Consider the following 25518-nt stretch of genomic DNA (forward strand, 5'->3'; position numbering starts at 1 on the left):
TATTCTCAGTTGAGAATGACCAGGGCCGGGTATTCCGAGAGGCGTGCCGAGGTGATGTGGGCCAGGGAGCGCAGCACGTCCAGGGGCTGGTCCAGGCGGTAGTTGCCGGTGACCGCGACATTCGCCAACTGCTGGTTGTTGTTGACGATCCAGCCCGGATAATAGCGCCGCAGTTCCGCCAGCACCTGGCTCAGGGGGCAGTTCTCGAACACCAGGCGGCCGTCGATCCAGGCCAGGTCCTTGCCGGCATCGAGTCGGGCCGGAGGGTCGAAGCCTTCGGGGCCGACGCGAACGCTCTCGCCGGCGCTCAGGCGAATGCGCTGATCGGCGTGGGTGGCGCGCAGGTCGATATCGCCGCGCTGCACCTGGACCTGGGCAATGCCGTCCAGGTAGCGCACGGCGAAGGCGGTGTCGGCCACGCTGGCCTTGACCGGGCCGGCGTCCAGCTCCAGGGGCAGGCCCGGAGTGCCGGGGATCTCGAAGAAGGCTTCGCCCTGGTACAGCCGCGCCACGCGCTGGTGATCGTTGATGTCGCTGGAAAACGCCGAGTTGGTGTTGAGCAGCACTTTGGAGCCGTCTTCGAGCTGCAGGCGCTGGCGTTCGCCGACTTGAGTCAGGTGGTCGGCCTGCAGGCGCAGCGGCAGGTTGCTGAAGCTGAACAGCCCGAGCAGCAGCACTGCGGCGGTGGCCAGGGGTTTCCAGTGCGGGCGCAGGCGTGCCAGGCACGAGGCTTTCGGCGGTGTCGCCAGGGTCAGGGCGCATTGCGCCACTTGTGGCCCGTCCCAGATCGCCCGGGCCTTTTCAAAGGCCTGGGCATTGAGCGGTGAAGCCGCCAGCCACTGATGAAACCGGCGCAGTTGTTCTTCGTTCGGATGTTCCAGCTCGATCAGCCAATCCAGTGCCTGATCCATGGCCAGGGTGCTTGAGTGCGGGCCGGCGGGGTTGGGCGGCTCGGCGCTGTGAAAATCCTTCACGGGTGTTCCTCGGCGGCGTCTGTGCGCAGCTGTTTTTTCAAGAGAGAGCGAAAGCCGGCCAAGGTTAACAAAGGCCCGGGGCTGACGCAGTCATTGTGCTCAGCGGTTGAGACTCACTGGCCGTCGAGACGTTCGGCGACGCCGATGCAGATGGCCATGATCAATTTCAATTCCTTTTGTACCGTGCTCAGCGAAACCCCGAGCTCGTCGGCGATCTCCTGATAGCTGTGGCCGTGCAAGCGGCTGAGGATGAAGATCTGCTGCTGGCGCGGGCTGAGCTGGCCGAGGCTGAGGTTCAGGCGTTCGAGCAGTTGCTCGGCGTGGGCGGCGTCCTCGGCGCTGCTGACAGGGGCGGCGACGCTCTCCAGCACCTCGGCAGGCACGTCTTCGAGCAGGGTGCGGCCCTGGATGCGCCGGGCTCGCAGGTGATCGAGGGCGAGGTTGCGCGCGGTCTGGAACACGAAGGGTTCGAGGTGGGTGATCGGCCGCTCGCTGAGGGCTCGGGTCACCCGCAGGTAGGTTTCCTGCAGCAGGTCTTCGGCGGTGCTGTGGTTGTTGACCATCCGCTCCAGGGTTCGCAGCAGGGAAATGCGCTGGCTGAGGAAGACGTGGTTGAAGTGCGATTGACTCACGGCAAGGCCTGATCCATTTTTTCAGCGGATGATAATGATTGTCATCTGCGTCAATGGTCAAGCCTTGTGTGAATTATCCCCGGCCGGCCAGGTAGGCCTGGTAGTCGGGAATCCGGTGCTCGTGGGCCTGGTTCATCAACGGACTGCTGAGCAGGTAGTCGGCGCTGCATTCGTTGCAGGCCACCGCAATGTTCCACACCGCCGCCACGCGCAGCAGGGCCTTGATGTCCGGATCGTGAGGCTGTGGCTCGAAGGGGTCCCAGAAGAACACCAGCAGGTCGACCCGTTGTTCGGCGATCTGCGCGCCCAGTTGCTGATCGCCGCCCAGGGGGCCGCTGATCATGCTGTGCACCGGCAGCCCCAGGCGTTTGCTCAGCAGCAGCCCGGTGGTGCCGGTGGCCAGCAGCTCATGTTCGGCCAGGCGTGATTTCTGCCGCTCGGCCCAGTCCAGCAGAAAGGCCTTGCAATGGTCATGGGCGACCAGGGCGATGCGCTTGCGCGCCGCCATGGTCTTTTGGGTAAAACTGATACCGATCATCGACGAATATCCGTTTTATTCCGCGTTGCACAGGGCCAGGCAGTTATCCAGCATGCGGTTGGAGAAGCCCCACTCGTTGTCGTACCAGGCCAGCACCTTGAGCAAGCGACCGCCGCTGACCTTGGTGTGGTTGGCGTCGAAGATCGACGACAGCGGGTTGTGGTTGAAGTCGCTGGAGACCAGCGGCAGGGTGTTGTAGCCGAGGATCTTCGAATGCTGGCTGGCACTCTTGAGCAGGGCGTTGACCTCTTCGGCGGTGGTGTCGCGCTTGAGGGTCACGGTCAGGTCCACCAGGGAGACGTTGATCACCGGCACGCGCACCGCCATGCCGGTCAGCTTGCCCGCCAGCTCCGGCAGCACCAGGCCCACGGCTTCGGCGGCGCCGGTCTTGCTCGGGATCATGTTCTGGGTGGCCGAACGGGCGCGGTACGGGTCGCTGTGGTAGACGTCGGTGAGGTTCTGGTCGTTGGTGTAGGCGTGGATGGTGGTCATCAGGCCGTTGTCGATGCCCAGCTCGCGGTGCAGCACCTGGGCCACCGGGGCCAGGCAGTTGGTGGTGCACGAGGCGTTGGAAATGATCTGGTGCGACTGGCGCAGGATGTCGTGGTTGACCCCGTAGACCACGGTGGCGTCGGCGCCCTTGGCCGGGGCCGAGATGATCACTTTGCGGGCGCCGGCAGTAAGATGGGCGGCGGCCTTGGCGCGGTCGGTGAACAGGCCGGTGCATTCGAAGACTACGTCGATCTTTTCCGCGGCCCAGGGCAGTTCGGCCGGGTTGCGGATGGCGCTGACAGCAATCCGGTCGCCATTGACGGTCAGGCTTTCCTGATCGTGCTGGACCTCGGCGTCGAAGGTGCCGTGGACGGTGTCGTACTTGAGCAGGTGGGCATTGATCGCGCTGTCCCCCAGATCGTTGATGGCGACGATCTGCAGATCCTGACGATAGCCTTGGGTATAGAGTGCGCGCAGGACGTTACGGCCAATACGGCCAAAACCGTTGATTGCGATTCGAAGAGTCATGTGCAAACGCCTGTCGTTGAATTTGTTGTTGGAATTACAAGATTATTCGCATAGAAATAGAAAACAAGCCTTTTTAGTGGCAATATTTTGTTTTATCTACAACGAGTGACCTGAATCAACTGGTCCAAATGGTCAGGAATGTCCTCCACTGTCCCTCGGTGGCGGGGCTTCTGATCAGCATAGACAAACAGGTCGCCACATCCGTTAGCCTGGAGTTCTACATATGCATCCCCGCGTTCTTGAGGTCACCGAACGGCTTATCGCTCGCAGTCGCGCCACTCGCCAGGCCTATCTGGCGTTGATTCGCGGTGCCGCCAGCGATGGTCCGCAGCGCGGCAAGCTGCAGTGCGCGAACTTCGCCCACGGCGTGGCCGGTTGCGGCGCCGAAGACAAGCACAGCCTGCGGATGATGAACGCGGCCAACGTGGCAATTGTTTCGTCATATAACGACATGTTGTCGGCCCACCAGCCTTACGAGCACTTTCCCGAGCAGATCAAGAAAGCCCTGCGCGAGATCGGTTCGGTAGGGCAGTTCGCCGGCGGCACCCCGGCCATGTGCGATGGCGTGACCCAGGGCGAGGCCGGCATGGAACTGAGCCTGCCGAGCCGCGAGGTGATCGCGCTGTCCACGGCCGTGGCCCTGTCCCACAACATGTTCGATGCCGCGCTGATGCTGGGGATCTGCGACAAGATCGTGCCGGGCCTGATGATGGGCGCCCTGCGCTTTGGTCATCTGCCGATGGTCTTCGTCCCGGGCGGGCCGATGGTGTCGGGGATCTCCAACAAGCAGAAGGCCGATGTGCGCCAGCGCTATGCCGAAGGCAAGGCCAGCCGCGAGGAACTGCTGGAGTCGGAAATGAAGTCCTACCACAGCCCCGGCACCTGCACCTTCTACGGCACTGCCAACACCAACCAGTTGCTGATGGAAGTCATGGGCCTGCACCTGCCCGGCGCCTCCTTCGTCAACCCCAACACGCCACTGCGCGACGCCCTGACCCATGAGGCGGCGCAGCAGGTCACGCGCCTGACCAAGCAGAGCGGCAACTTCATGCCCATCGGCGAGATCGTCGACGAGCGTTGCCTGGTCAATTCCATCGTCGCCCTGCACGCCACCGGCGGTTCCACCAACCACACCCTGCACATGCCGGCCATCGCCCAGGCGGCGGGCATCCAACTGACCTGGCAGGACATGGCCGACCTGTCCGAGGTGGTGCCGACCCTGTCCCACGTCTATCCCAACGGCAAGGCCGACATCAACCACTTCCAGGCCGCGGGGGGCATGTCGTTCCTGATCCGCGAGCTGCTGGAAGCCGGCCTGCTGCATGAAGACGTCAACACCGTGGCCGGCCCCGGCCTGAGCCGCTACACCCAGGAACCCTTCCTCGACAACGGCAAGCTGGTGTGGCGCGACGGTCCGATCGAGAGCCTCGACGAAAACATCCTGCGGCCGGTGGCCCGGGCGTTCTCCCCGGAAGGCGGCTTGCGGGTCATGGAAGGCAATCTGGGCCGCGGAGTGATGAAAGTGTCCGCCGTGGCGCCCGAACATCAGATCGTCGAAGCCCCGGCGGTGGTGTTCCAGGACCAGCAGGACCTGGCCGATGCGTTCAAGGCCGGCCTGCTGGAGAAGGACTTTGTCGCAGTGATGCGGTTCCAGGGCCCGCGCTCCAACGGCATGCCCGAGCTGCACAAGATGACCCCGTTCCTCGGGGTGCTGCAGGACCGTGGCTTCAAGGTGGCGCTGGTCACCGATGGACGTATGTCCGGTGCCTCGGGCAAGATTCCGGCGGCGATTCATGTCAGCCCCGAAGCCCAGGTCGGAGGTGCGCTGGCCCGGGTGCTGGACGGCGACATCATTCGCGTGGACGGGGTCAAGGGCACCCTGGAGCTCAAGGTCGACGCCGCCGAATTCGCCGCCCGGGAACCGGCCAAGGGGCTGCTGGGCAACAACGTCGGCACCGGCCGCGAACTCTTCGCTTTCATGCGCATGGCCTTCAGCTCGGCAGAGCAGGGCGCCAGCGCCTTTACCTCTGCACTGGAGACGCTTAATTGAAACTGGCCCTGGTCGGTGACATCGGTGGGACCAACGCGCGGTTCGCGTTGTGGAAGGATCAGCAGCTGGACGCGATCCAGGTGCTGGCAACGGCGGACTATCGCTGCCCGGAAGACGCCATCCAGGCCTATCTGCACGCCCAGGGCCTGGCCCCGGGCGCCATCGGCTCGGTGTGCCTGTCGGTGGCCGGTCCGGTCAGTGGTGATGAGTTTCGATTCACCAACAACCACTGGCGCCTGAGCCGCCAGGCGTTCTGCCAGGCCCTGCAAGTGGAGCGGCTGTTGCTGGTCAACGACTTCTCGGCCATGGCCCTGGGCATGACCCGTCTGCAGCCCGATGAGTTTCGCGTGGTCTGCGAAGGCGTTGCCGAGCCCTTGCGTCCGGCGGTGGTGATCGGCCCGGGCACCGGCCTCGGCGTCGGCACCCTGTTGAACTTCGGCGACGGCCGCTACATGGCCTTGCCGGGGGAGGGCGGCCATGTCGACCTGCCCCTGGGCAGTGCGCGGGAAACCCAGCTCTGGCAACACATCCATGCCGAGATCGGCCATGTCAGCGCCGAGACTGCCTTGAGCGGCGGTGGATTGCCCCGGGTGTACCGGGCGATCTGCGCGGTGGACGGTCATGAACCGCGTTTGCACACCCCGGAAGCCATCACGGCGGCCGGCCTGGCCGGTGATCCGATTGCCCGGGAAGTGCTGGAGCAGTTCTGCTGCTGGCTGGGGCGGGTGGCGGGTAACAACGTCCTGACCACGGGCGCGCGGGGTGGGGTGTATATCGTCGGCGGGGTGATTCCGCGTTTCGCCGATTTCTTCATCCACAGCGGTTTTGCCAGAAGCTTTGCCGACAAGGGCTGCATGAGCGATTACTTCAAGGGCATCCCGGTGTGGCTGGTGACTGCGCCGTACTCCGGGCTGACCGGTGCCGGCGTGGCCCTGGAGCAGGCCCAGGGCTGACACCGAGCAGCATGGGCGCAGGATCCGGCTTGCCGGCGAAGAGGCGGTAACAGGCCTCCCGCCATCAGGCATAATCGCGCTCCCTGCCCAACAATGAGGACGGCCCCGGTGAGTTCAGTCAGTAAGTCGATCTTGTTGGTTGACGACGATCAGGAAATTCGCGAGCTGCTGGAAACCTACCTCAGCCGTTGCGGTTTCCAGGTGCGCACGACCGCCGATGGCGCCGGTTTTCGTCAGGCCCTGAACGAGGCGCCCAGCGACCTGGTGATCCTCGACGTGATGCTGCCCGACGAAGACGGCTTCAGCCTGTGCCGCTGGATTCGCCAGCACCCGCGGCGCAGCCAGGTGCCGATCATCATGCTCACCGCCAGCTCCGACGAAGCCGACCGGGTCATCGGCCTGGAGCTGGGGGCCGACGACTACCTGGGCAAGCCCTTCAGCCCCCGGGAGTTGCAGGCGCGGATCAAGGCGCTGCTGCGCCGCGTGCAGTTCGCCCAGGAGCGGGTCGCCGGTGAAGTGTTGTGCTTCGACGAATGGCGCCTGGATGTGATCAGTCACCGGCTGTTCCACAACGACGGCGAGGAGGTGATTCTCTCCGGTGCCGACTTCGCCCTGCTCAAGCTGTTCCTCGACCATCCCCAGGAAATCCTCGACCGCGACACCATCGGCAATGCCACCCGCGGGCGCGACCTGATGCCCCTGGACCGCATCGTCGACATGGCGGTCAGCCGCCTGCGCCAGCGCCTGCGGGACACCGAAAAGCCGCCGCGGCTGATCCGCACCGTGCGTGGCAGCGGCTATCAGTTGGCAGCCAATGTGGTTGCCGGCAATGCTCTCTGAGGCATTGCGCGGCCTGCTGCGCCGGGTGCCGGTGCCCCGTTCCCTGCTGGGGCGCATGCTGCTGTTGACCTTGCTCGCGGTGTTGTTCGCCCAGGCGCTGTCCAGCGTGATCTGGGTTTCGCAGTTGCGCGCCACCCAGCTCGAAGGCCTGGTGACCAGCGCCCGCAGCCTGGCCCATTCGATGACCGCCAGCGTCAGCTACCTGCGTTCGTTGCCGGTGGCGTACCGGCCCCTGGTGCTGGACCAGTTGCGCAGCATGGGCGGCACCCGATTTGTCGTGACCCTCAATGACAAGCCCCTGGGCATGCAGGTGCTGCCCGCCACCCCACGCAAGGAAGCGGTGCTGCAAGCGGTGGAACAGGTGCTGCGCCAGTCCCTGGGCAATGACGCGGATATCTCGGTGACCTTTGTCAGCCCCGATGACCTGCGGATCTTCAATGGCGGCCTCAAGCTCGACGAGTTGCCCCGCTCCTGGGCCCACTACGCCCTGACCCTGGAGCCGGTGAATCCGCCGGTGCTGGTGACCCAGATCCAGATGGCCCCGGGGGAATGGCTGTACATCGCCTCGCTCTTGCCCGAGCCCTACACCAGCCTCGAAGAGCAGGGCCTGCCGGCGCAGCAGGTGTGGTTCATCCTGCTCACCAGCGGGTTTCTGCTGCTGTTCATCGGCCTCTTGGTGCACTGGCAGAGCCGGCCCCTCAAGCGCCTGGCCCGGGCCGCGCGGGACATGTCCCTGGGCGCCGACGTCGAGCCGGTGGCGGAGGGCGGCGGCAGTGAAGTGGTGGAAGTGGGGCGGGCCTTCAACAGCATGCGCGAACGCATCAGCCGCTACCTGACCGAGCGCAGCCAGCTGTTCAGTGCCATCTCCCACGACCTGCGCACCCCCATCACCCGCCTGCGCCTGCGGGTCGAGCTGCTGGAGGACGAGCAACTGCAAGCCAAGTTCGGCCGCGACCTGGACGAACTGGAACTGCTGGTCAAGGGCGCGTTGCAATGCGTCAAGGACACCGACATCCACGAGAACATCGAGCCAGTGGATCTCAACCAGGTGCTCGATTGCCTGGTGGAGCCTTACCTGGCGCCCCACGGCAATGGCCGGGTAACCCAGCAGGGGCGGGCGCTGGCCAGTTACCCGGGCAAGCCCCTGGCGCTCAAGCGCTGCATGGGCAACCTGATCGACAACGCCCTGAAGTACGGGCAGAACGCCCACCTGTACATCGAAGACGACGACAGCGGCTTTGTCCTGCATGTCGACGACGAAGGCCCGGGCGTACCGGAGCAGCGCCTGGAGCAGGTGTTCGAGCCGCATTTTCGCCTGGCCGGCCAGCAGCAGGGCTACGGCCTGGGCCTGGGCATCGCGCGCAACATCGCCCACAGCCATGGCGGCGAAGTCAGCCTGCAGAACCTGCGTGAAGGCGGCCTGCGGGTGACCCTGTACCTGCCCCGGACCTTCGACTGAGCGGCTGGTCTGGGCAGACGCTGACTTGTGCAGGAGCTGGCTTGCCAGCGAAGGCGTTCCCAAGGGCACTGCAGGACTCAAGGGCCTCTTCGCCGGCAAGCCGGCTCCTACGGGTGGAGCCGCGCAATGTCACGGTTTGGTGACATTGTGCTGGCCCTTCGTTACCTGCGGTTGCGAGCGGCTTGATTAGACTCAAGCCTTCGATAAAAACAACAACAGGCCACTCATGGACTCTCTCCCCCTGCCGCTGCGCAGTTGGCTGAACGCGCCCGCTCACCATTCCTGGCTCGCCGCCGAAGGCCTGCGCCTGCTGGATTTCGCCAAGGCTTCACGACTCGCCGAAGGCTTCGGCAACCTCGATGCCCAGGGCCGCCTGCCCGAAGGCGCCCAAGCCGAAACCATGAACACCGCGCGCATGACCCACAGCTTTGCCATGGCGCATGTCCAGGGCTTGCCGGGTTATGCCGGGCTGGTGGATCACGGTATCGCCGCGCTCATGGGGCCGTTGCGCGATGCCGAGCACGGCGGCTGGTTCGCCGTTGCCGGGCAGGCGGACGGCAACAGCACCAAGGCCGCCTACCTGCACGCCTTTGTCGCCCTGGCCGCCAGCTCCGCGGTGGTGGCGCAGCGGCCGGGTGCCCAGGCCCTGCTTGAGGAGGCGATCCGGATCATCGACGGGCATTTCTGGAGCGAGGAGGAGGGCGCCATGCTCGAGTCCTTCAATCGCGACTGGAGCGAGCCGGAAGCCTATCGCGGCGCCAACAGCAACATGCACGCCACCGAGGCTTTCCTGGCCCTGGCCGATGTCACCCGGGACCCGCGCTGGCTCAACCGCGCCCTGCGCATCGTCGAGCGGGTGATCCATCAGCACGCCGCCGCCAACGACTTCATGGTGATCGAGCATTTCGACTGTGACTGGCTGCCCCTGCGCGACTACAACCGGGCCTTTCCCGCCGATGGTTTCCGTCCCTTCGGCACCACGCCGGGCCACGGTTTCGAATGGGCGCGCCTGCTCTTGCACCTGGAGGCGTCGCGCGGCCTGGCCGGGATGCTGACCCCGGGCTGGCTGGCGCTGGATGCGCAGCACCTGTTCGCGAGCAACTGCCGCCACGGCTGGGACGTGGACGGTGCCCCGGGCATTGTCTACACCCTGGATTGGGACAACCGGCCGGTGGTGCACCAGCGCCTGCACTGGACCCATGCCGAGGCCAGCGCCGCCGCCAGCGCTTTGCTCAAGCGCACTGGCGAGCAGCAGTACGAGGTCTGGTACCGGCGTTTCTGGGAGTTCTGCGAAGGGTATTTCATCGATCGCCAACAGGGCAGCTGGCATCACGAACTGGGCCGCGACAATCGCCCGGCCGCCGAGATCTGGGGCGGCAAGCCGGACCTCTATCACGCCTGGCAGGCGGTGCTGATTCCGCGCCTGCCGCTGGCGCCGAGCATGGCCTCGGCCTTGGCCCAAGCGTCTGTTCCGGGCCTTGTGTAACCATGTCGTGACATTTCACCGTCGCTTCGTTACCCGAACGTTCGACTAGGCTGTTTAGACTCGTGTGCAGCGCAAGCACCAGACTTGCATGCATAACAACAAGAAAGGTACTTCAAATGAATGCGATTTCTCGCCTCGCCACTGTCATTTCCCTTGCCTCTCTGTTTCCCCTGAGTGCCCTCGCCGCCGACTCCAAAGGTTCCGTGGAAGTTGTCCACTGGTGGACTTCGGGTGGCGAAAAAGCCGCCGTCGATGTGCTCAAGGCCCAAGTGGAAAAAGACGGTTTCACCTGGAAGGACGGCGCCGTGGCCGGCGGTGGCGGCTCCACCGCAATGACCGTGCTGAAAAGCCGCGCCGTGGCCGGTAATCCGCCGGGCGTCGCCCAGATCAAGGGCCCGGACATCCAGGAATGGGGCAGCACCGGCCTGCTCAGCACCGACACCCTCAAGGACGTGGCCAAGGCGGAAAACTGGGACGGCCTGCTGTCGTCCAAGGTGGCCAACACCGTCAAGTACGAAGGTGACTACGTCGCCGTGCCGGTGAACATCCACCGGGTCAACTGGCTGTGGATCAACCCGCAAGTGTTCAAGAAGGCCGGGATCGACAAGGCCCCGACCACCCTCGAAGAGTTCTATGCCGCCGGCGACAAGCTCAAGGCCGCGGGCTTCATCGCCCTGGCCCACGGTGGCCAGCCGTGGCAGGACAGCACCGTGTTCGAAGACGTGGTGCTCTCGGTCATGGGCCCTGAAGGCTACAAGAAAGCCCTGGTGGACCTGGACCAGAAGACCCTCGCCGGCCCGGAAATGGTCAAGGCCTTCGCCGAGCTGAAGAAGATCACCGGCTACATGGACCCCAACCGCGCCGGGCGTGACTGGAACATCGCCGCCGCCGACGTGATCGGCGGCAAGGCCGGCATGCAGATGATGGGCGACTGGGCCAAGAGCGAGTGGACCGCGGCGAAGAAGATCGCCGGCAAGGACTACCAGTGCGTGCCGTTCCCGGGCACCGACAAGGCCTTCACCTACAACATCGACTCCCTGGCGGTGTTCAAGCTCAAGGCCGATCGCAAGGGTGACATCGCCGCTCAGCAGGACCTGGCCAAGGTGGCGCTGGGCAAGGACTTCCAGAAGGTCTTCAGCATCAACAAGGGCTCGATCCCGGTGCGTACCGACATGCTCAATGACATGAGCGCCGAGGGCTTCGACTCCTGTGCCCAGGCCTCGGCCAAGGACTTCCTGGCGGACGAGAAGACCGGCGGCCTGCAGCCAAGCATGGCGCACAACATGGCCACTTCCCTGGCGGTGCAGGGCGCGATCTTCGACGTGGTCACCAACTTCATGAACGACAAGGATGCGGACCCGGCCAAGGCCAGTGCGCAACTGGCCTCGGCGGTCAAGGCCGCGCAGTAACTGCGCACGCCGCAGCCCTGTCTGCGGCGATTTATCTGACGATGCTTCCCCCCTTCTGTAGGAGCGAGCTTGCTCGCGATGACGGCCTGACATTCACCCTGGGTGTCGACGGCTGGATCGCTATCGCGAGCAAGCTCGCTCCTACAGAGGGCGCGTCGGACTTCATTCCTTCAACCGGGTTATTGCGATGAGCTCTGTGGCGGTTTTCAGCAAGGCCTCACCCCTGGACGCATTGCAGCGCTGGCTGCCCAAGCTGGTGCTGGCGCCCAGCATGGTGATCGTGCTGGTGGGGTTCTACGGTTACATCATCTGGACGTTCATTCTGTCCTTTACCAATTCCAGCTTCATGCCGAGCTACAAGTGGGTCGGCCTGCAGCAGTACCTGCGGCTGATGGACAACGACCGCTGGTGGGTGGCGAGCAAGAACCTCGCGCTGTTCGGCGGCATGTTCATCGCCATCAGCCTGGTGCTGGGGGTGTTCCTGGCGGTGCTGCTGGACCAGCGCATCCGCAAGGAAGGCTTCATCCGCACCGTGTACCTCTATCCCATGGCGCTGTCGATGATCGTCACCGGCACCGCCTGGAAGTGGCTGCTCAACCCCGGCCTGGGCCTGGACAAGATGCTCCGCGACTGGGGCTGGGAAGGCTTTCGCCTGGACTGGCTGGTGGATCAGGACCGGGTGGTCTACTGCCTGGTGATCGCCGCCGTGTGGCAGGCCTCGGGCTTTGTCATGGCGATGTTCCTCGCCGGTCTGCGCGGTGTCGACCAGTCGATCATCCGCGCCGCCCAGGTCGACGGCGCGAGCCTGCCGACCATCTACCTGAAGATCGTTCTGCCGAGCCTGCGCCCGGTGTTCTTCAGCGCCTTCATGATCCTCGCCCACATTGCCATCAAGAGCTTCGATCTGGTGGCGGCAATGACTGCGGGCGGCCCGGGCTACTCCTCCGACCTGCCGGCGATGTTCATGTATTCCTTCACCTTCAGCCGGGGCCAGATGGGCATCGGTTCGGCCAGCGCCATGCTGATGCTCGGTGCCGTGCTGACCATCCTGGTGCCGTACCTGTACTCCGAACTGCGAGGCAAGCGTCATGACTAACTCCCTCGCCAAGCCGACCCTGAACTTCAGCCGGATCGCCATCTACGCCACCTTGCTGCTGGCGGCGGCGGTGTACCTGATTCCCCTGGTGGTGATGCTGCTGACCAGCTTCAAGACCCCGGAAGACATCCGCACCGGCAACCTGCTGAGCTGGCCCCAGGTGGTGGACGGCATTGGCTGGATCAAGGCCTGGGACACCGTGGGCGGCTACTTCTGGAACTCGGTGAAGATCACCGTGCCGGCGGTGCTGATCTCCACCTTCATCGGTGCAATGAACGGCTACGTGCTGTCGATGTGGCGCTTTCGCGGCTCCCAGCTGTTCTTCGGCCTGCTGCTGTTCGGCTGCTTCCTGCCGTTCCAGACCGTGCTGCTGCCGGCCTCGTTCACCCTCGGCAAGTTCGGCCTGGCCAATACCACCACCGGCCTGGTGCTGGTGCACGTGGTCTACGGCCTGGCCTTCACCACGCTGTTTTTCCGCAACTACTACGTGAGCGTGCCGGATGCCCTGGTCAAGGCGGCGCGCCTGGACGGCGCGGGGTTCTTCACCATCTTCGGCAAGATCCTGCTGCCGATGTCGGTGCCGATCATCATGGTCTGCCTGATCTGGCAGTTCACCCAGATCTGGAACGACTTCCTGTTCGGCGTGGTGTTTGCCAGCGGCGACGCACAACCGATCACCGTGGCCCTGAACAACCTGGTCAACACCAGCACCGGGGCCAAGGAATACAACGTTGATATGGCGGCGGCGATGATCGCCGGGCTGCCGACACTGCTGGTCTACATCTTCGCCGGCAAGTATTTCCTGCGCGGGCTGACGTCCGGCGCAGTCAAGGGGTAAAGCATGGCCACTCTCGAATTACGCAACGTCAACAAGACCTACGGTGCCGGCCTGCCGGACACCCTGAAGAACATCGAGCTGAAGATCGACGACGGTGAGTTCCTGATCCTCGTCGGCCCGTCCGGCTGCGGCAAATCCACCCTGATGAACTGCATCGCCGGGCTGGAGCACATCAGCGGCGGGGCGATCCTGGTGGACGACGCCGACATCAGCGGCATGAGCCCCAAGGACCGAGACATCGCCATGGTGTTCCAGTCCTACGCGCTGTACCCGACCATGAGCGTGCGCGACAACATCGCCTTCGGCCTGAAGATCCGCAAGATGCCCAGCGCCGAGATCGACGCGGAAGTGGCGCGGGTGGCCAAGCTGCTGCAGATCGAGCACCTGCTGACCCGCAAGCCGGGCCAGCTTTCCGGTGGCCAGCAACAGCGGGTGGCCATGGGCCGGGCCCTGGCGCGGCGGCCGAAGATCTACCTGTTCGACGAACCGCTGTCCAACCTCGACGCCAAGCTGCGGGTCGAGATGCGCACCGAAATGAAACTGATGCACCAGCGCCTGAAGACCACCACGGTCTACGTCACCCACGACCAGATCGAAGCCATGACCCTGGGCGACAAGGTGGCGGTGATGAAGGACGGGATCATCCAGCAGTTCGGCACGCCGAAGCAGATCTACAACGACCCGGCCAACCTGTTCGTGGCGAGCTTCATCGGTTCGCCGCCGATGAACTTCATTCCCCTGCGCCTGCAACGCAAGGACGGCCGCCTGCTGGCCCTGCTGGACAGTGGCCAGGCCCGTTGCGAGCTGCCCCTGGGGCCGCAGGACGCCGGGCTGGAGGACCGCGAGGTGATCCTCGGCATTCGTCCGGAGCAGATCTCCCTGGCTCCCGCCGAAGCCAATGGCTTGCCGACCCTGCGCGCCGAGGTCCAGGTGGTCGAGCCCACCGGCCCCGACACCCTGGTGTTCGTCACCCTCAATGGCACCAAGGTCTGCTGCCGTCTGGCTCCGGATCAGGCGCCCGATGCCGGGGAAACCCTGACCCTACAGTTCGATCCGGCCCGGGTGCTGCTGTTCGATGCCCAGAGCGGCGAGCGCCTGGGGACGGCCGCGGCGTCGATGAGCGAAACCCGTGGCGGTAACGTTGCGCAGTTCAAGGGCCGTTGAATCCATGGCGGATGGCCTGTCATCCGTCGCACCCGCTGTAAACCACGTTGGATAGATCGTTAATAACAATAAAGACGAGGATGTAGGGATGAAAAAGCGACACAGCAACACCCGGCTGCTCTGCCAGTTGTCGGCGCTGGCGGCACTGGTCCTGTCCGCCAATGCCATGGCCGATGAGGCGTTCAGCGCCGACTCCAAGTGGATGACCGGCGACTGGGGCGGTGAGCGCACCAAGCTGATCGAGCAGGGGATCGACATCAAGGCCGACTACGTCGGGGAAATGGGCGCCAACCTGCGTGGTGGCTACAACGACGACAAGACCGGGCGCTACAGCGATCAGTTCGGCCTTGGCGTGGCCTTCGATCTGCAGAAACTGCTGGGCTGGGACAACACCCAGGCCAAGATCCAGCTGACCAACCGCAACGGCCAGAACATCTCCAATGACCGCATCGGCGACCCCCGTGCCGGCACCCTGAGTTCCTCCCAGGAAGTCTACGGCCGTGGCCACATGGTCCGTCTGACCCAGTTGTGGGTTCAGCACCAGTTCCTCGACGGCAAGCTGGACGTCAAGGCCGGTTATTTCGGCGAGGGCGAAGACTTCAACACCTTCCCCTGCGAGTTCCAGAACCTGGCCTTCTGCGGCTCTCAGGTGGGCAACTGGGCCACCGGCATCTGGTACAACTGGCCGGTCAGCCAGGCGGCGTTGCGCATCAAGTACCACATCACCCCCGAGCTGTATGCGCAGATCGGCGCCTACAACCAGAACCCGTCGCAGCTGGAACACGGCAACGGCTTCAAGCTCAGCGGCAGCGGCACCAAGGGCACGGTATTGCCGGTGGAACTGGTCTGGTCGCCCAAGCTCAATAATCTGCCGGGCGAGTACCGCGTCGGTTACTACAAGAGCACGGCCGACGCCAATGATGTGCGCAAGGACGTCAACGGTCAGGACGCCGCGGACACAGGCGACGCCTATCGCGTGCACAACAGCAAGCACGGCTACTGGTTCGTCGGGCAGCAGCAACTCACCACCCACAACGGTGACGCTTCCCGTGGCCTGAACATCGCCGCCAACGCCACCTTCCACGACAAGGACACCAACGTCGTCGATAACTACCAGTCGTTGATGTTCGTCTACAAGGGCCCGTTCGACGCCCGTCCGAAAGATGACGTGGGCATCGGTTTCGCGCGTATCCACGTCAACGACGATGTGCGCAAGAACGCTCAGTTGATCAACGAGGACAACGGCATCAGCAACTACGACAACCCGCTGTACATGCCGCTGCGCGACACGGAATACAACTACGAGATCAACTACGGTTTCCACGTGACCAACTGGCTGACCGTGCGCCCCAACCTTCAATACATCACCCATCCGGGCGGCGTGGATGAGGTGGATAACGCGTTGGTGGCCGGTCTGAAAATTCAGTCGGTGTTCTAGAGCTGTTGCGATAAGCTCCTCCTCCATGTGCGCATTTTGCGGATGGCCCAGGCCGTCCGCTTTTTTTTGTGGGGCAGGCGCATTCCCCTCATGAATATCGAGACAGCAGTGATTTTCAGGACCGCGGCCCATGCATGAGCATCCGCTACAACGCTTTTTCAAATCCTTGCGCGAACGCCCGGTGTTCGCCTGGGAGCGCTATCAGATGCGCGATGTGCTGGTGATCGATCACCCGCTGTGCCAGGCGGTGTTCAGTCGCCAGGGCGCCCAGTTGCTGCACTTCCAGCCGGCCGGGCAGAAGCCCTGGCTGTGGTGCGCCTCGAAGTGGCCGCAAGTGGGGGCGATCCGTGGCGGGGTGCCGGTGTGCTGGCCCTGGTATGGCCGTCACCCTAGCGAGAATGCCTGGCCGTCCCACGGTTGGGCGCGGCTGCTGGACTGGAAGCTGCTGGACAGCAGCAACGATGAAGACGGCGTGCGCCTGCACTGGCAATTGCAGCTGTGCGACTGGAAGGTCGACCTGCATGCGCACCTGGGCCAGAGCATGGACCTGCGCCTGAGCACCGAGCATCAGGACACTGAACCCTGCCAGTTGAGCCAGGCTTTGCACGCTTACTGGCGTATTGGCGATGTCGGTGAGGTAGCGCTGTCTGGGCTCGATGGCGCCCAGGGTTACGACCAGTTGAACCGCCAGGCCTGCCAGCAGCAGGGCGAGTTGCGGGTCGAGGGCGGTTGCCAGCGGGTGTTCCAGCACGAAGGCGAATTGCAGCTCAAGGATCACGCCTGGCAGCGCGAGCTGTGCATCGATACCGGTGACGATGCCGACACCGTGGTCTGGCATCCGGGGAGCCGGCCGCTGCTGGGGGTGAGCTGGAATGAGGTGTCGCGGTTTGTCTGCGTCGAAGCGGCTGCCGGGGGCACCGACAGCCTGTGCCTGGCGCCGGGAGAGCAGGCGCACCTGAGCTTGCAGGCGCGGGCTGCGGTGTAGGGCGCAGGTTGCGGTGAGCCGGCAGGCCGGCGAACCGGCCTGCCTCAGTTGAACTCGTCGCCCACCGGGTAGCGGCTGGCGTTGAGGCTTTCCTTGATCTTGCGCAGGTGCGGCTGGAAGTCCACGCCCCGGCGCAGGGTCATGCCGGTGGCCAGCACGTCGAGCACGGTGAGCTGGATGATCCGCGAGGTCATCGGCATGTAGATGTCGGTGTCTTCCGGCAGCGGGATGTTCAGGCTCAAGGTACTGGCCTTGGCCAGGGGCGAGTTCTCTGCGGTCAGCCCCAGCACCGATGCGCCGTTTTCCCGGGCAATGCGTGCCACTTCCACCAGTTCGCGGGTGCGGCCGGTGTAGGAGATGATCACGAACAGTTCGCCGGTGTGGGCCACCGAGGCGATCATGCGCTGCATCAGCACGTCGGCATGGGCGGTGACCGCCAGGTTGAAACGGAAGAACTTGTGCAGCGCATCCATGGCCACCGGGGCCGAGGCACCGAGGCCGAAGAAGTGGATCTGCCGGGCCTGGATCAACAGGTCGACGGCCTTGCTGATCAGGTTCGGGTCCAGGGCCTGGCAGGCGCTGTCCAGGGAGGCGATGGCGCTGCCGAAGATTTTTTGCGTGTAGGCTTCGGGGTTGTCGTCGGCCTCCACCGCGCGGCTGACGTAGGCCGCGCCGCTGGCCAGGCTCTGGGCCAGTTGCAGCTTGAGTTCCGGGTAGCCGCTGACGCCGAAGGAGCGGCAGAAGCGATTGACCGTCGGCTCGCTCACCGAAGCGGCCTGGGCCAGGGCGGCGATGCTGAAGCGAGTCGCCTGCTGCGGGTTGAGCAGGATGACTTCGGCGACTTTACGTTCCGCTTTGTTCAGTTCTTCAAGGCGGTTCTGGATCTGCTCCAGAAGATTTCGCACTCGGTCCATTAAAGTTTCCTAGATCGGCTAGACAGGCGCCGCGGCAGAGCCGCGACAAGCGCCCGCAATGCGAAGTTGAGAGGAGGCCTATCCTACTGATGGCTCGGAACGACCACCACCTGGAATCTGTATTTTGTAAAAATGTTGTGTTTATTACTACATTTTTCCTTGAGTGATGCCTTGAAAAAAGGTATTTGTAGCTTAACTTGATAAAAGAACAAACATCATGCCTTCGATTACGGTTGAACCCTGCACCTTTGCCTTGTTCGGCGCGCTGGGCGATCTGGCGCTGCGTAAGCTGTTTCCTGCCTTGTACCAACTCGATGCCGCCGGTCTGCTGCACGACGACACGCGGATTCTGGCCCTGGCCCGTGAGCCGGGCAGCGAACAGGAGCACCTGGCGAACATCGAAACCGAGTTGCGCAAGTACGTCGGCGACAAGGACATCGATGCCCAGGTTCTCAAGACCTTCCTGGCCCGCCTGAGCTACCTGCACGTGGATTTCCTCAAGGCCGAGGACTACGTGGCGCTGGCCGAACGCGCCGGCAGCGAACAGCGGCTGATCGCCTACTTCGCCACTCCGGCCGCGGTCTATGGCGCGATCTGCGAGAACCTGTCCCGGGTCGGGCTCAACCAGCACACCCGCGTGGTCCTGGAAAAGCCCATCGGCTCGGACCTGGATTCCTCGCGCAAGGTCAACGACGCGGTGGCCCAGTTCTTCCCGGAAAACCGCATCTACCGGATCGACCACTACCTGGGCAAGGAGACGGTGCAGAACCTGATCGCCCTGCGTTTCGCCAACAGCCTGTTCGAAACCCAGTGGAACCAGAACTACATCTCCCACGTGGAAATCACCGTGGCCGAGAAGGTCGGCATCGAAGGCCGTTGGGGTTACTTCGACAAGGCCGGCCAACTGCGGGACATGATCCAGAACCACCTGCTGCAGCTGCTGTGCCTGATCGCCATGGACCCACCGGCGGACCTCTCCGCCGACAGCATCCGTGACGAGAAGGTCAAGGTGCTCAAGGCCCTGGCGCCGATCAGTCCGGAAGGGCTGACCACCCAGGTGGTGCGCGGCCAGTACATCGCCGGCCACAGCGAGGGCCAGTCGGTGCCGGGTTATCTGGAGGAAGAAAACTCCAACACCCAGAGCGACACCGAAACCTTCGTCGCCCTGCGGGCCGATATCCGCAACTGGCGTTGGGCCGGGGTGCCGTTCTACCTGCGCACCGGCAAGCGCATGCCGCAAAAACTGTCGCAGATCGTCATCCACTTCAAGGAACCGTCGCACTATATCTTCGCCCCCGAGCAGCGCCTGCAGATCAGCAACAAGCTGATCATCCGCCTGCAGCCGGACGAAGGCATTTCGCTGCGGGTGATGACCAAGGAGCAGGGCCTGGACAAGGGCATGCAACTGCGCAGCGGTCCGCTGCAACTGAATTTTTCCGACACCTATCGCAGCGCGCGGATCCCCGATGCCTACGAGCGGTTGTTGCTGGAAGTGATGCGCGGCAATCAGAACCTGTTTGTCCGCAAAGATGAAATCGAAGCCGCGTGGAAGTGGTGTGACCAGTTGATCGCCGGGTGGAAGAAGTCCGGTGATGCGCCCAAGCCGTACGCGGCCGGGTCCTGGGGGCCGATGAGCTCCATTGCACTGATCACGCGGGATGGGAGGTCCTGGTATGGCGATATCTGATTTGCAACTGCCGGCGGGTGTAGCCGCCCACGAGTTCCGCAGCCCGACCCTGTTGGCCGAAGGCCAGGCACTGCGCGTGGCCCACCTGCTGCGCGAGGCCATTGCCGCCCGCGGCAAGGCGACCCTGGTGGTGTCCGGTGGTCGTAGCCCGGTGGCGTTCTTCCAGGCCCTGGTCAAGCAGGAGCTGGATTGGTCCAAGGTGCTGATCACCCTCGCGGACGAGCGTTGGGTGCCGGTGGAACACGCCGACAGCAATGCCGGCCTGCTCAAGCGTTACCTGCTTCAGGGACCGGTGGCCAAGGCCGGTTTCTTAAGCCTCTACAGCGCTGCGGCCAATCTGGAGGAGGCGGCCCAGCAGGCCGATCGTCTGCTGGCCGAGTTGCCGGGCATTGATGTGCTGGTACTGGGCATGGGCGATGACGGACACACCGCGTCGCTGTTTCCCAACAGCCCGAACCTGGCCGAAGCGCTCCAGGCCGACGGCACTCGCCGCTGCTGGCCGATGCTGGCGCCAAGCGTGCCCCATCAGCGCCTGAGCATGAGCCGGGCCTTGCTGGCCTCGGCCCGTCATTCGCTGTTGTCGATTTCCGGTCAGTCCAAGCTGGCCACCCTGAGTGCCGCACTGGCTGGTGACGCTGTCGCCGAGATGCCGATTCGCGCCTTCCTGCAAACCCCGTTAGAGATTTACTGGTGCCCATGAGCCAAGGATCAGCCGCTATGACAAACCTATCCCCGACCGTTTCCATGGCGGACAAAGTTGCCCTGATCGACAGCCTCTGCGCCAAGGCGCGGATCCTGCCGGTGATCACCATCGCCCGGGAGCAGGATGTACTGCCACTGGCCGATGCCCTGGCCGCCGGTGGCCTGACGGCCCTGGAAGTGACCCTGCGCTCCCAGTTCGGCCTCAAGGCCATCCAGATCCTGCGCGAGCAGCGTCCGGAGCTGGTGACCGGCGCCGGCACCGTGCTCGATCCGCAGATGCTTGCCGCGGCGGAGGCGGCGGGCTCGCAGTTCATCGTCACCCCGGGGATTACCCGTGACCTGCTGCAAGCCAGCGTGGCCAGCCCGATCCCGCTGCTGCCGGGGATCAGCAACGCCTCCGGAATCATGGAGGGGTATGCCCTGGGTTATCGCCGCTTCAAGCTGTTCCCGGCGGAAGTCAGTGGCGGTGTGGCGGCGATCAAGGCCCTGGGCGGGCCGTTCGGCGAAGTCAAATTCTGCCCGACCGGCGGCGTCGGCCCGGCCAATATCAAGAGCTACATGGCCTTGAAGAATGTGATGTGCGTGGGCGGTAGCTGGATGCTCGATCCCGAGTGGATCAAGAACGGCGACTGGGCGCGGATTCAAGAATGCACGGCCGAGGCCCTGGCCCTGCTGGACTGAAGTTTTATCTGATTCGTTGGTGTGTTCTACGGCTTTACGGTGCGCTTGGTCGGTGCACCGTTTTTTTTTGCCTGGAGAAAAGTCCGGTAGCGTTCGAGCGCCCCGGCCTGCAACGCGGCGATGCTTGGCAGGCGCGTCTGTTGCCGGGCCGGGGGCGCTGCTCGCGGATCTTAATGGCGGGCCAGATCGGTCACGGCCTGGATCAGCCGCTGCATGTGCTCAAGGGGTGTTGCCAGTCCCGGTGTGATGCGGATGCAGGGGCCGAACCCTGCGCCGTTGCGGACCACGGTGAACAGGTTGTAGTCCTGCAGCAGGCGATTCACCAGGGCCTGCTGGTCTGGGTGCCCGGTGAAGCGCAGGGCGCTGATGGCGCAGCACAGGCGCGGGTCCTGCGGGGTCATGATCTCGACCCCCGCCAGCTCGCGCAGCGCTTCGCTCCAGGTGTGTCGCAGGTAGTTCAGGCGCGCGCCCTTGGTTGCCGCGCCGCCCATGGCCCGGTGTTCCTCGAACACCCGGGGCAGGGTCATCAGCGCAGGAATGTTCGGGGTGCTGTAGGGCGTGCGGGCGCGCACGTCGTCCCTTGGAAAGTGGAACTCGCCCATGTCCGGGTCGATGTCGTCCAGGCGCTCGGGGTGGATATAGAGAAAGCCCAGGCTCAGCGGTGCGCCGATCCATTTATGCAGGTTGAAACCGGCGAAGGTGATGCCCAGCTCGGCCAGGTCGAAGTCGATCTGGCCCAGGGCATGGGCGCCGTCGAGGATGATATCGACGCCATGTTCCCGGGCCGCGGCGGCAATCGCCTGGACCGGCATGACCAGGCCGCTGCGATGAGTGACGTAGGTCAGGGGCATCAGTTTGAGCCTGGGGTAACGCTGGAAGGCAGTGGTGTAGGTGCCGACAAGGCTGTCAAAACTGGCAGGGTGCGCGTGGACGATTTCTATCACCTCGACCCCGCGCTGGCGGGCCAGCCAGCGCATGGCGCTTTTGACCGTGTCGTACTCCAGGTCGCTGACCAGGACCTGGTCGCCCGGTTGCAGGCGGTTGTAGTTGCGGATCAGCGACTGCAGGGCGTCGGAGGCGCAGCGGGTCAGGGCCACGGCATTGTCCGGGACCCCCAGCAGTGCGGCCAGCTGGCCGCGGATCTGCAGGGCGTCGACTTGTTCGAAGCGCTGGCGTACCAGCACCGAGTTGCTGCGGTTCACCCACTGGATGTGGTGCTGGTATTCCTCGGCCACGCTGCGGGTCATGCGCCCGAAATAGCCGTTTTCCAGGTTGATCGGGCCCGGTTCGAGGTCGAACTGGCGGGCAATGCCTTGCCAGTGTTGTTCGTCGCGGGCAAGTGTGTCGGCAGTCCTTGGCATGGCGGGCTCTTGTTCAGTGACGGGGCTTGGGTTTGCCGTGTTTGGCGCGCAGCGGGTCCAGCAGGTCGGACAGGCCGTTGTGGTCGATTTCCTGCATCAGGGCCAGCAGGCCACCCAGTTCCCCCTTGGGGAAGCCTTCGCGGGCGAACCAGTTCAGGTAGGGGCCGGGCAGGTCGGCGAGGATGCGGCCCTTGTATTTGCCGAAGGGCATTTCCCGGGTGACCAGCAGTTCAAGTGTTTCAGGAGTCATGGGGGTCGCCTGGCGGTGGTACGAACGCCTGTGAAAATACAGGCATTCTGCATGCAGGCCAAATGACAGATCATGCAAATAACGCGGATACAGATTTTTGGCTATTGTCTAACTTGTTGAAATATAAGTAAAAAAATTATATCCAGTGTCTGGCATGGCGGGTGCAAAGGTTAGGTCAGCAGTTAACTCAACCGTTGACTCAACTCTCCCCACCCGTAAGGAACCAGAAAATGACTGACTTGAATAAAGAAGCGATTTCGGTACTCAACAGCCTGATCGAGACCAGCAAGGACGGTCAGGAGGGGTTCAAGACCTGTGCCGAAGACATCAAGCATCCGGAGCTCAAGGCGCTGTTCATCAAGCGCTCCAGCGATTGCGCGACGGCCGCTGCGGAATTGCAGGCGGTGGTGCGCTCCATGGGCGGCGATCCGGAAACTTCCACCAGCGTCAGCGGCGACCTGCATCGCCGTTGGGTCGACCTCAAGTCGCTGGTGACCGGCAAGGACGAGGAGTCGGTGCTCAACGAGGCTGAACGCGGTGAAGATCACGCGCTGAAGTCCTACAAGGAAGCCCTGGAGAAAATCGGCAAGCACAACCTGGTGGGGATTCGTGATGTGGTGGAGCGCCAGTACCACGGCGTGCAACGCAATCACGATCAGGTCAAAGCCTTGCGCAACCAGGCCCGTGCCCGTTCGTAAGTCATAAACCTGTCAAAAACGCCAGCCAGCCTGGCGTTTTTTTATGCCCGGGATTTAGTGCTGGACGGGATTTAGTTAGCTAGCTAATAATTAGCCCGCGCCCGCTCGTGGCGATCACGACTATGGTTAATTCATCCCTTCGAGAGTCCCGGTTCGTGCCTATTACCTTGCAGGCGTTGCTTGCGCCCAGCCTTCCCGCTTTGCAGTTCGCGATCAAGACCCTGTTGGGCGGCGGTCTGGCGCTCTGGCTGGCCTTGCGCTGGGGCCTGGAGCAGCCGGCCTGGGCGCTGATGACCGCGTTCATCGTCGCCCAGCCGTTGTCCGGAATGGTTCTGCAAAAGGGGCTGGCCCGGCTGCTGGGGACCTTGATCGGTACCCTGATGTCGGTGCTGTTCATGGGGCTGTTCGCCCAGACCCCCTGGCTGTTCCTGCTGGCCCTGGCCCTGTGGCTGGGGGTGTGTACCGCCAGCTCCACGCTGCTGCGCAGTGCCTGGTCGTATTCCTTCGTGCTGGCGGGCTACACCGTGGCGATCATCGCCTTGCCCGCCATCAGCCACCCGTTGACCGTGTTCGATCAGGCCGTGGCCCGTTGCACGGAAATCTCCCTGGGGATCATCTGCGCCACGGCCAGCAGTGCCCTGATCTGGCCGATGCGGGTAGAGCGGCAACTGGCGGATCAGGCTCGCAGCGCCTGGCACAGCGGAATGCAGGCGGCCCGCGCGACCCTGGCCGGCGATGCGCTGGCACGCCAGGGCTTGCTGGAGATACTCGGGCGCATTGTCGCCGTGGATTCCCAGCGGGAACACGCCTGGTTCGAAGGGCCAATGGGCCGCCAGCGAGCGCGGGCCATCAGTGGCCTGAGCCAGAAGCTGCTGATGCTGTTGCGGATTGCCCGGTCGGTACGCCGCCAGTGGAAACACTTGGACGCCGACGAGGCCCGGCAACTGCAGCCCCTGATGGAGCCGGTGCAGGAGGCCCTGGGCGGCTCCGACAAACAGGCTCTGCAGGCGTTGCGTCCGCGCCTGCTGGAGGCCTCCCATGATTCCCGGCTCAGCGCGGCGCAGAGCTTTTGCCTGGCACGCCTGGCGCTGCTGCTGGATACCGCCCTGGCGGCAAGCAACGCGCTGGAAGCGGTGCAGGAAGGGCGCGCGCCGCTGGAGCAGCCGGCGACCCTGACGCCTCATCGCGACCTGTCGCTGGCCCTGGTGTTCGGTGCTCGCAGTGCCTTGGCATTCCTGACCGTGGCCAGCTTCTGGCTGGCCACGGCCTGGCCGGCGGCCTCCGGGGCCATGCTCCTGACCTGCGTGGTCTGCAGCCTGTTCGCCAGTCGTGAAAACGGCGCGCAGATCGGCATGAGCTTCATGCGCGGGATCTTCCTGGCGATTCCGGCGGCGTTCCTGGTGGGGCAGATCCTGCTGCCGCAATGGAGCGGATTCGCGATGTTGGCCATGGCCATGGGGGTGCCGCTGTTCTTCGGCGCACTGGGCATGGCCAAGCCGCAGATCGGCGCCACGGCCACCTCGTTCTGCCTGCACTTCATCGTGTTGATCTCGCCGATGAACCGCATGAGTTTCGATGTCGCCAGTTTCTTCAATAACGCCCAGGCCATGGTGCTGGGGGTGGGGGCTGCGGTGCTGGCCTTTCACCTGCTGATCCTGCGCGATCCGGCCTGGCATGGCCGGCGTCTGTTGGCGGCGACCCTGAGCGATCTGGTGCGCCTGACCCGGCGTAACCTGCGGGGCGCGGAAAGCTGGTTCGGCGGGCGCATGGCCGACCGTCTGCTGCAACTGGCCCGGCATTACCCGGAGCTGCCGGAACCGGCCCGCAGCCGCTGGGACGATGGTCTGCTGGGCCTGGATATCGGTGACGAACTGCTGCACCTGCGCCTGAGTCTGGCGGTGGCCCAGGTGCCGGTCAGTGCCGCGCAGCGCGAGTATTTCGAGCACTTGCAACGGGTTCTGCAACAGGGGCCGGCGGGCCCCTGCCAGGAAGCGCTGGCGCAGCCCAGCGCGACGTTGCTCGCCGCCCTGGAACAACAGCCGCCCAGCGACGCCTTGAAGCTGGCCAAGGGCGCGGTGGTGCAATTGCACAACAGCTGGCGCAGTTGGTGCCGGCAGCAGGAGGACAGCCATGGGGCTGCGTGAGTGGTCGTTGGGCGGGGTGCTGCTCAGCCCGTTTCTGATTTATGTGGTGCTGGCCCTGGTGGTCACCGCCGGCCTGCGAGGGCTGGTGCGAGTCACCGGGCTGGGGCGCTGGATCTGGCATGAAGCCCTGTTCGATTGCGCCCTTTACGTGTGTGTCCTGACCCTGATCACGGTGGTCCTGGGACCTTTATAAGGAGTT

Annotated in this window: 24 protein-coding genes; 17 read left to right on the plus strand and 7 right to left on the minus strand. The window is 64.2% G+C overall.

All coding sequences use genetic code 11. The annotated features are described in order from the left end of the window. Positions 1–5 precede the first annotated feature (5 nt). From ACMGG8_RS11485 to gap, 4 genes are all read right to left on the minus strand, one after another. A complete protein-coding gene (locus ACMGG8_RS11485) occupies positions 6–911 on the minus strand; it encodes a FecR family protein (RefSeq protein ID WP_414159932.1) in 906 nt (301 codons plus the stop codon). A 176-nt stretch (positions 912–1087) separates the two neighbouring features. Then, a complete protein-coding gene (locus ACMGG8_RS11490; RefSeq protein ID WP_253128363.1) occupies positions 1088–1606 on the minus strand; it encodes an RNA polymerase sigma factor in 519 nt (172 codons plus the stop codon). Between the two features lie 73 nt (positions 1607–1679). Then, on the minus strand, positions 1680–2144 hold the full coding sequence (locus ACMGG8_RS11495) for a methylglyoxal synthase (protein WP_060840687.1): 465 nt from the start codon (positions 2142–2144) through the stop codon (positions 1680–1682). 15 nt (positions 2145–2159) lie between these two features. Beyond that, complete coding sequence (gap, locus tag ACMGG8_RS11500; RefSeq protein WP_060844423.1) at positions 2160–3164, minus strand: type I glyceraldehyde-3-phosphate dehydrogenase; 1005 nt, start codon at positions 3162–3164, stop codon at positions 2160–2162. 223 nt (positions 3165–3387) lie between these two features. On the opposite strand from gap, the gene edd reads away from it, so the two are divergent. The 11 genes from edd to ACMGG8_RS11555 all read left to right on the plus strand — a co-directional run bounded on the left by edd (position 3388) and on the right by ACMGG8_RS11555 (position 16882). Next, entirely contained in the window at positions 3388–5214 is a 1827-nt protein-coding gene (gene edd / locus ACMGG8_RS11505) for a phosphogluconate dehydratase (protein ID WP_060844422.1), read from the plus strand. Then, entirely contained in the window at positions 5211–6167 is a 957-nt protein-coding gene (locus ACMGG8_RS11510) for a glucokinase (protein WP_060844421.1), read from the plus strand. Before edd ends, ACMGG8_RS11510 begins: the two co-directional genes overlap by 4 nt. Before the next feature lie 93 nt (positions 6168–6260). Continuing rightward, complete coding sequence (locus tag ACMGG8_RS11515; protein ID WP_371920244.1) at positions 6261–7007, plus strand: response regulator; 747 nt, start codon at positions 6261–6263, stop codon at positions 7005–7007. Further along, positions 6997–8466: an ATP-binding protein gene (locus tag ACMGG8_RS11520; RefSeq protein WP_281063682.1), complete on the plus strand. Its 1470-nt coding sequence runs from the start codon at positions 6997–6999 to the stop codon at positions 8464–8466. Before ACMGG8_RS11515 ends, ACMGG8_RS11520 begins: the two co-directional genes overlap by 11 nt. A gap of 226 nt (positions 8467–8692) precedes the next feature. Then, a complete protein-coding gene (locus tag ACMGG8_RS11525) occupies positions 8693–9952 on the plus strand; it encodes an AGE family epimerase/isomerase (RefSeq protein WP_414159598.1) in 1260 nt (419 codons plus the stop codon). Positions 9953–10068: 116 nt separating this feature from the next. After that, positions 10069–11361, plus strand: a complete 1293-nt coding sequence (locus tag ACMGG8_RS11530; protein WP_060840680.1) for an ABC transporter substrate-binding protein — start codon at positions 10069–10071, stop codon at positions 11359–11361. A 187-nt stretch (positions 11362–11548) separates the two neighbouring features. Further along, positions 11549–12457 carry a carbohydrate ABC transporter permease gene (locus tag ACMGG8_RS11535; RefSeq protein ID WP_060840679.1) on the plus strand — a complete coding sequence of 303 codons (909 nt, stop codon included), beginning with the start codon at positions 11549–11551 and terminating at the stop codon, positions 12455–12457. Beyond that, positions 12450–13295, plus strand: coding sequence for a carbohydrate ABC transporter permease (locus ACMGG8_RS11540; RefSeq protein ID WP_019094567.1), 846 nt, complete (start codon positions 12450–12452; stop codon positions 13293–13295). The genes ACMGG8_RS11535 and ACMGG8_RS11540 overlap by 8 nt, the downstream gene beginning before the upstream one ends. Positions 13296–13298: 3 nt before the next feature. Then, positions 13299–14459 (plus strand): ABC transporter ATP-binding protein, encoded by a 1161-nt coding sequence (locus ACMGG8_RS11545; protein ID WP_060840678.1) that lies wholly within the window; start codon positions 13299–13301, stop codon positions 14457–14459. Positions 14460–14547: 88 nt separating this feature from the next. Then, a complete protein-coding gene (locus ACMGG8_RS11550; protein WP_060840677.1) occupies positions 14548–15897 on the plus strand; it encodes a carbohydrate porin in 1350 nt (449 codons plus the stop codon). Between the two features lie 130 nt (positions 15898–16027). Further along, positions 16028–16882 carry a D-hexose-6-phosphate mutarotase gene (locus tag ACMGG8_RS11555; RefSeq protein WP_060844419.1) on the plus strand — a complete coding sequence of 285 codons (855 nt, stop codon included), beginning with the start codon at positions 16028–16030 and terminating at the stop codon, positions 16880–16882. Positions 16883–16926: 44 nt separating this feature from the next. On the opposite strand, the gene ACMGG8_RS11560 is transcribed toward ACMGG8_RS11555, so the two are convergent. Continuing rightward, entirely contained in the window at positions 16927–17787 is an 861-nt protein-coding gene (locus ACMGG8_RS11560; RefSeq protein ID WP_170001736.1) for a MurR/RpiR family transcriptional regulator, read from the minus strand. A gap of 226 nt (positions 17788–18013) precedes the next feature. Here ACMGG8_RS11560 and zwf point away from each other — a divergent pair, with 226 nt between their 5' ends. The 3 genes from zwf to ACMGG8_RS11575 are packed head-to-tail and all read left to right on the plus strand — an operon-like array spanning position 18014 to position 20866. Beyond that, entirely contained in the window at positions 18014–19483 is a 1470-nt protein-coding gene (gene zwf, locus ACMGG8_RS11565; RefSeq protein ID WP_060840675.1) for a glucose-6-phosphate dehydrogenase, read from the plus strand. After that, entirely contained in the window at positions 19470–20183 is a 714-nt protein-coding gene (gene pgl, locus ACMGG8_RS11570) for a 6-phosphogluconolactonase (RefSeq protein ID WP_060840674.1), read from the plus strand. The genes zwf and pgl overlap by 14 nt, the downstream gene beginning before the upstream one ends. Positions 20184–20200: 17 nt before the next feature. Then, on the plus strand, positions 20201–20866 hold the full coding sequence (locus ACMGG8_RS11575) for a bifunctional 4-hydroxy-2-oxoglutarate aldolase/2-dehydro-3-deoxy-phosphogluconate aldolase (protein WP_060844418.1): 666 nt from the start codon (positions 20201–20203) through the stop codon (positions 20864–20866). 170 nt (positions 20867–21036) lie between these two features. On the opposite strand, the gene ACMGG8_RS11580 is transcribed toward ACMGG8_RS11575, so the two are convergent. Together ACMGG8_RS11580 and ACMGG8_RS11585 are read right to left on the minus strand one after the other, a co-directional pair. Next, complete coding sequence (locus ACMGG8_RS11580) at positions 21037–22227, minus strand: aminotransferase class V-fold PLP-dependent enzyme (protein WP_414159599.1); 1191 nt, start codon at positions 22225–22227, stop codon at positions 21037–21039. 13 nt (positions 22228–22240) lie between these two features. Then, entirely contained in the window at positions 22241–22477 is a 237-nt protein-coding gene (locus tag ACMGG8_RS11585) for a DUF3820 family protein (protein WP_015636734.1), read from the minus strand. A 230-nt stretch (positions 22478–22707) separates the two neighbouring features. Here ACMGG8_RS11585 and ACMGG8_RS11590 point away from each other — a divergent pair, with 230 nt between their 5' ends. The 3 genes from ACMGG8_RS11590 (at position 22708) to ACMGG8_RS11600 (ending at position 25512) form a co-directional block, all read left to right on the plus strand. After that, complete coding sequence (locus ACMGG8_RS11590; protein ID WP_060840671.1) at positions 22708–23175, plus strand: ferritin-like domain-containing protein; 468 nt, start codon at positions 22708–22710, stop codon at positions 23173–23175. 155 nt (positions 23176–23330) lie between these two features. Next, entirely contained in the window at positions 23331–25319 is a 1989-nt protein-coding gene (locus ACMGG8_RS11595; RefSeq protein WP_414159600.1) for an FUSC family protein, read from the plus strand. Continuing rightward, the gene (locus ACMGG8_RS11600; protein ID WP_060840669.1) at positions 25306–25512 is read left to right on the plus strand and encodes a DUF1656 domain-containing protein; all 207 of its coding nucleotides are present in this window, start codon (positions 25306–25308) and stop codon (positions 25510–25512) included. The genes ACMGG8_RS11595 and ACMGG8_RS11600 overlap by 14 nt, the downstream gene beginning before the upstream one ends. Positions 25513–25518: the final 6 nt, after the last annotated feature.

Source organism: Pseudomonas sp. BNK-45, from assembly GCF_047456255.1.
GTDB lineage: Bacteria > Pseudomonadota > Gammaproteobacteria > Pseudomonadales > Pseudomonadaceae > Aquipseudomonas.

Bases quoted from the DNA above. Each gene is read 5' to 3' on its own strand.
- gap (WP_060844423.1), bottom strand. From the start codon at position 3,164: ATGACTCTTCGAATCGCAATCAACGGTTTTGGCCGTATTGGCCGTAAC.
- ACMGG8_RS11585 (WP_015636734.1), bottom strand. From the start codon at position 22,477: ATGACTCCTGAAACACTTGAACTGCTGGTCACCCGGGAAATGCCCTTC.
- ACMGG8_RS11550 (WP_060840677.1), top strand. From the start codon at position 14,548: ATGAAAAAGCGACACAGCAACACCCGGCTGCTCTGCCAGTTGTCGGCG.
- ACMGG8_RS11535 (WP_060840679.1), top strand. From the start codon at position 11,549: ATGAGCTCTGTGGCGGTTTTCAGCAAGGCCTCACCCCTGGACGCATTG.
- zwf (WP_060840675.1), top strand. From the start codon at position 18,014: ATGCCTTCGATTACGGTTGAACCCTGCACCTTTGCCTTGTTCGGCGCG.
- ACMGG8_RS11575 (WP_060844418.1), top strand. From the start codon at position 20,201: ATGACAAACCTATCCCCGACCGTTTCCATGGCGGACAAAGTTGCCCTG.
- ACMGG8_RS11545 (WP_060840678.1), top strand. From the start codon at position 13,299: ATGGCCACTCTCGAATTACGCAACGTCAACAAGACCTACGGTGCCGGC.
- ACMGG8_RS11580 (WP_414159599.1), bottom strand. From the start codon at position 22,227: ATGCCAAGGACTGCCGACACACTTGCCCGCGACGAACAACACTGGCAA.
- ACMGG8_RS11520 (WP_281063682.1), top strand. From the start codon at position 6,997: ATGCTCTCTGAGGCATTGCGCGGCCTGCTGCGCCGGGTGCCGGTGCCC.
- ACMGG8_RS11530 (WP_060840680.1), top strand. From the start codon at position 10,069: ATGAATGCGATTTCTCGCCTCGCCACTGTCATTTCCCTTGCCTCTCTG.
- ACMGG8_RS11590 (WP_060840671.1), top strand. From the start codon at position 22,708: ATGACTGACTTGAATAAAGAAGCGATTTCGGTACTCAACAGCCTGATC.
- pgl (WP_060840674.1), top strand. From the start codon at position 19,470: ATGGCGATATCTGATTTGCAACTGCCGGCGGGTGTAGCCGCCCACGAG.
- ACMGG8_RS11600 (WP_060840669.1), top strand. From the start codon at position 25,306: ATGGGGCTGCGTGAGTGGTCGTTGGGCGGGGTGCTGCTCAGCCCGTTT.
- ACMGG8_RS11555 (WP_060844419.1), top strand. From the start codon at position 16,028: ATGCATGAGCATCCGCTACAACGCTTTTTCAAATCCTTGCGCGAACGC.
- ACMGG8_RS11515 (WP_371920244.1), top strand. From the start codon at position 6,261: ATGAGGACGGCCCCGGTGAGTTCAGTCAGTAAGTCGATCTTGTTGGTT.
- ACMGG8_RS11525 (WP_414159598.1), top strand. From the start codon at position 8,693: ATGGACTCTCTCCCCCTGCCGCTGCGCAGTTGGCTGAACGCGCCCGCT.
- ACMGG8_RS11540 (WP_019094567.1), top strand. From the start codon at position 12,450: ATGACTAACTCCCTCGCCAAGCCGACCCTGAACTTCAGCCGGATCGCC.
- edd (WP_060844422.1), top strand. From the start codon at position 3,388: ATGCATCCCCGCGTTCTTGAGGTCACCGAACGGCTTATCGCTCGCAGT.
- ACMGG8_RS11485 (WP_414159932.1), bottom strand. From the start codon at position 911: ATGGATCAGGCACTGGATTGGCTGATCGAGCTGGAACATCCGAACGAA.
- ACMGG8_RS11495 (WP_060840687.1), bottom strand. From the start codon at position 2,144: ATGATCGGTATCAGTTTTACCCAAAAGACCATGGCGGCGCGCAAGCGC.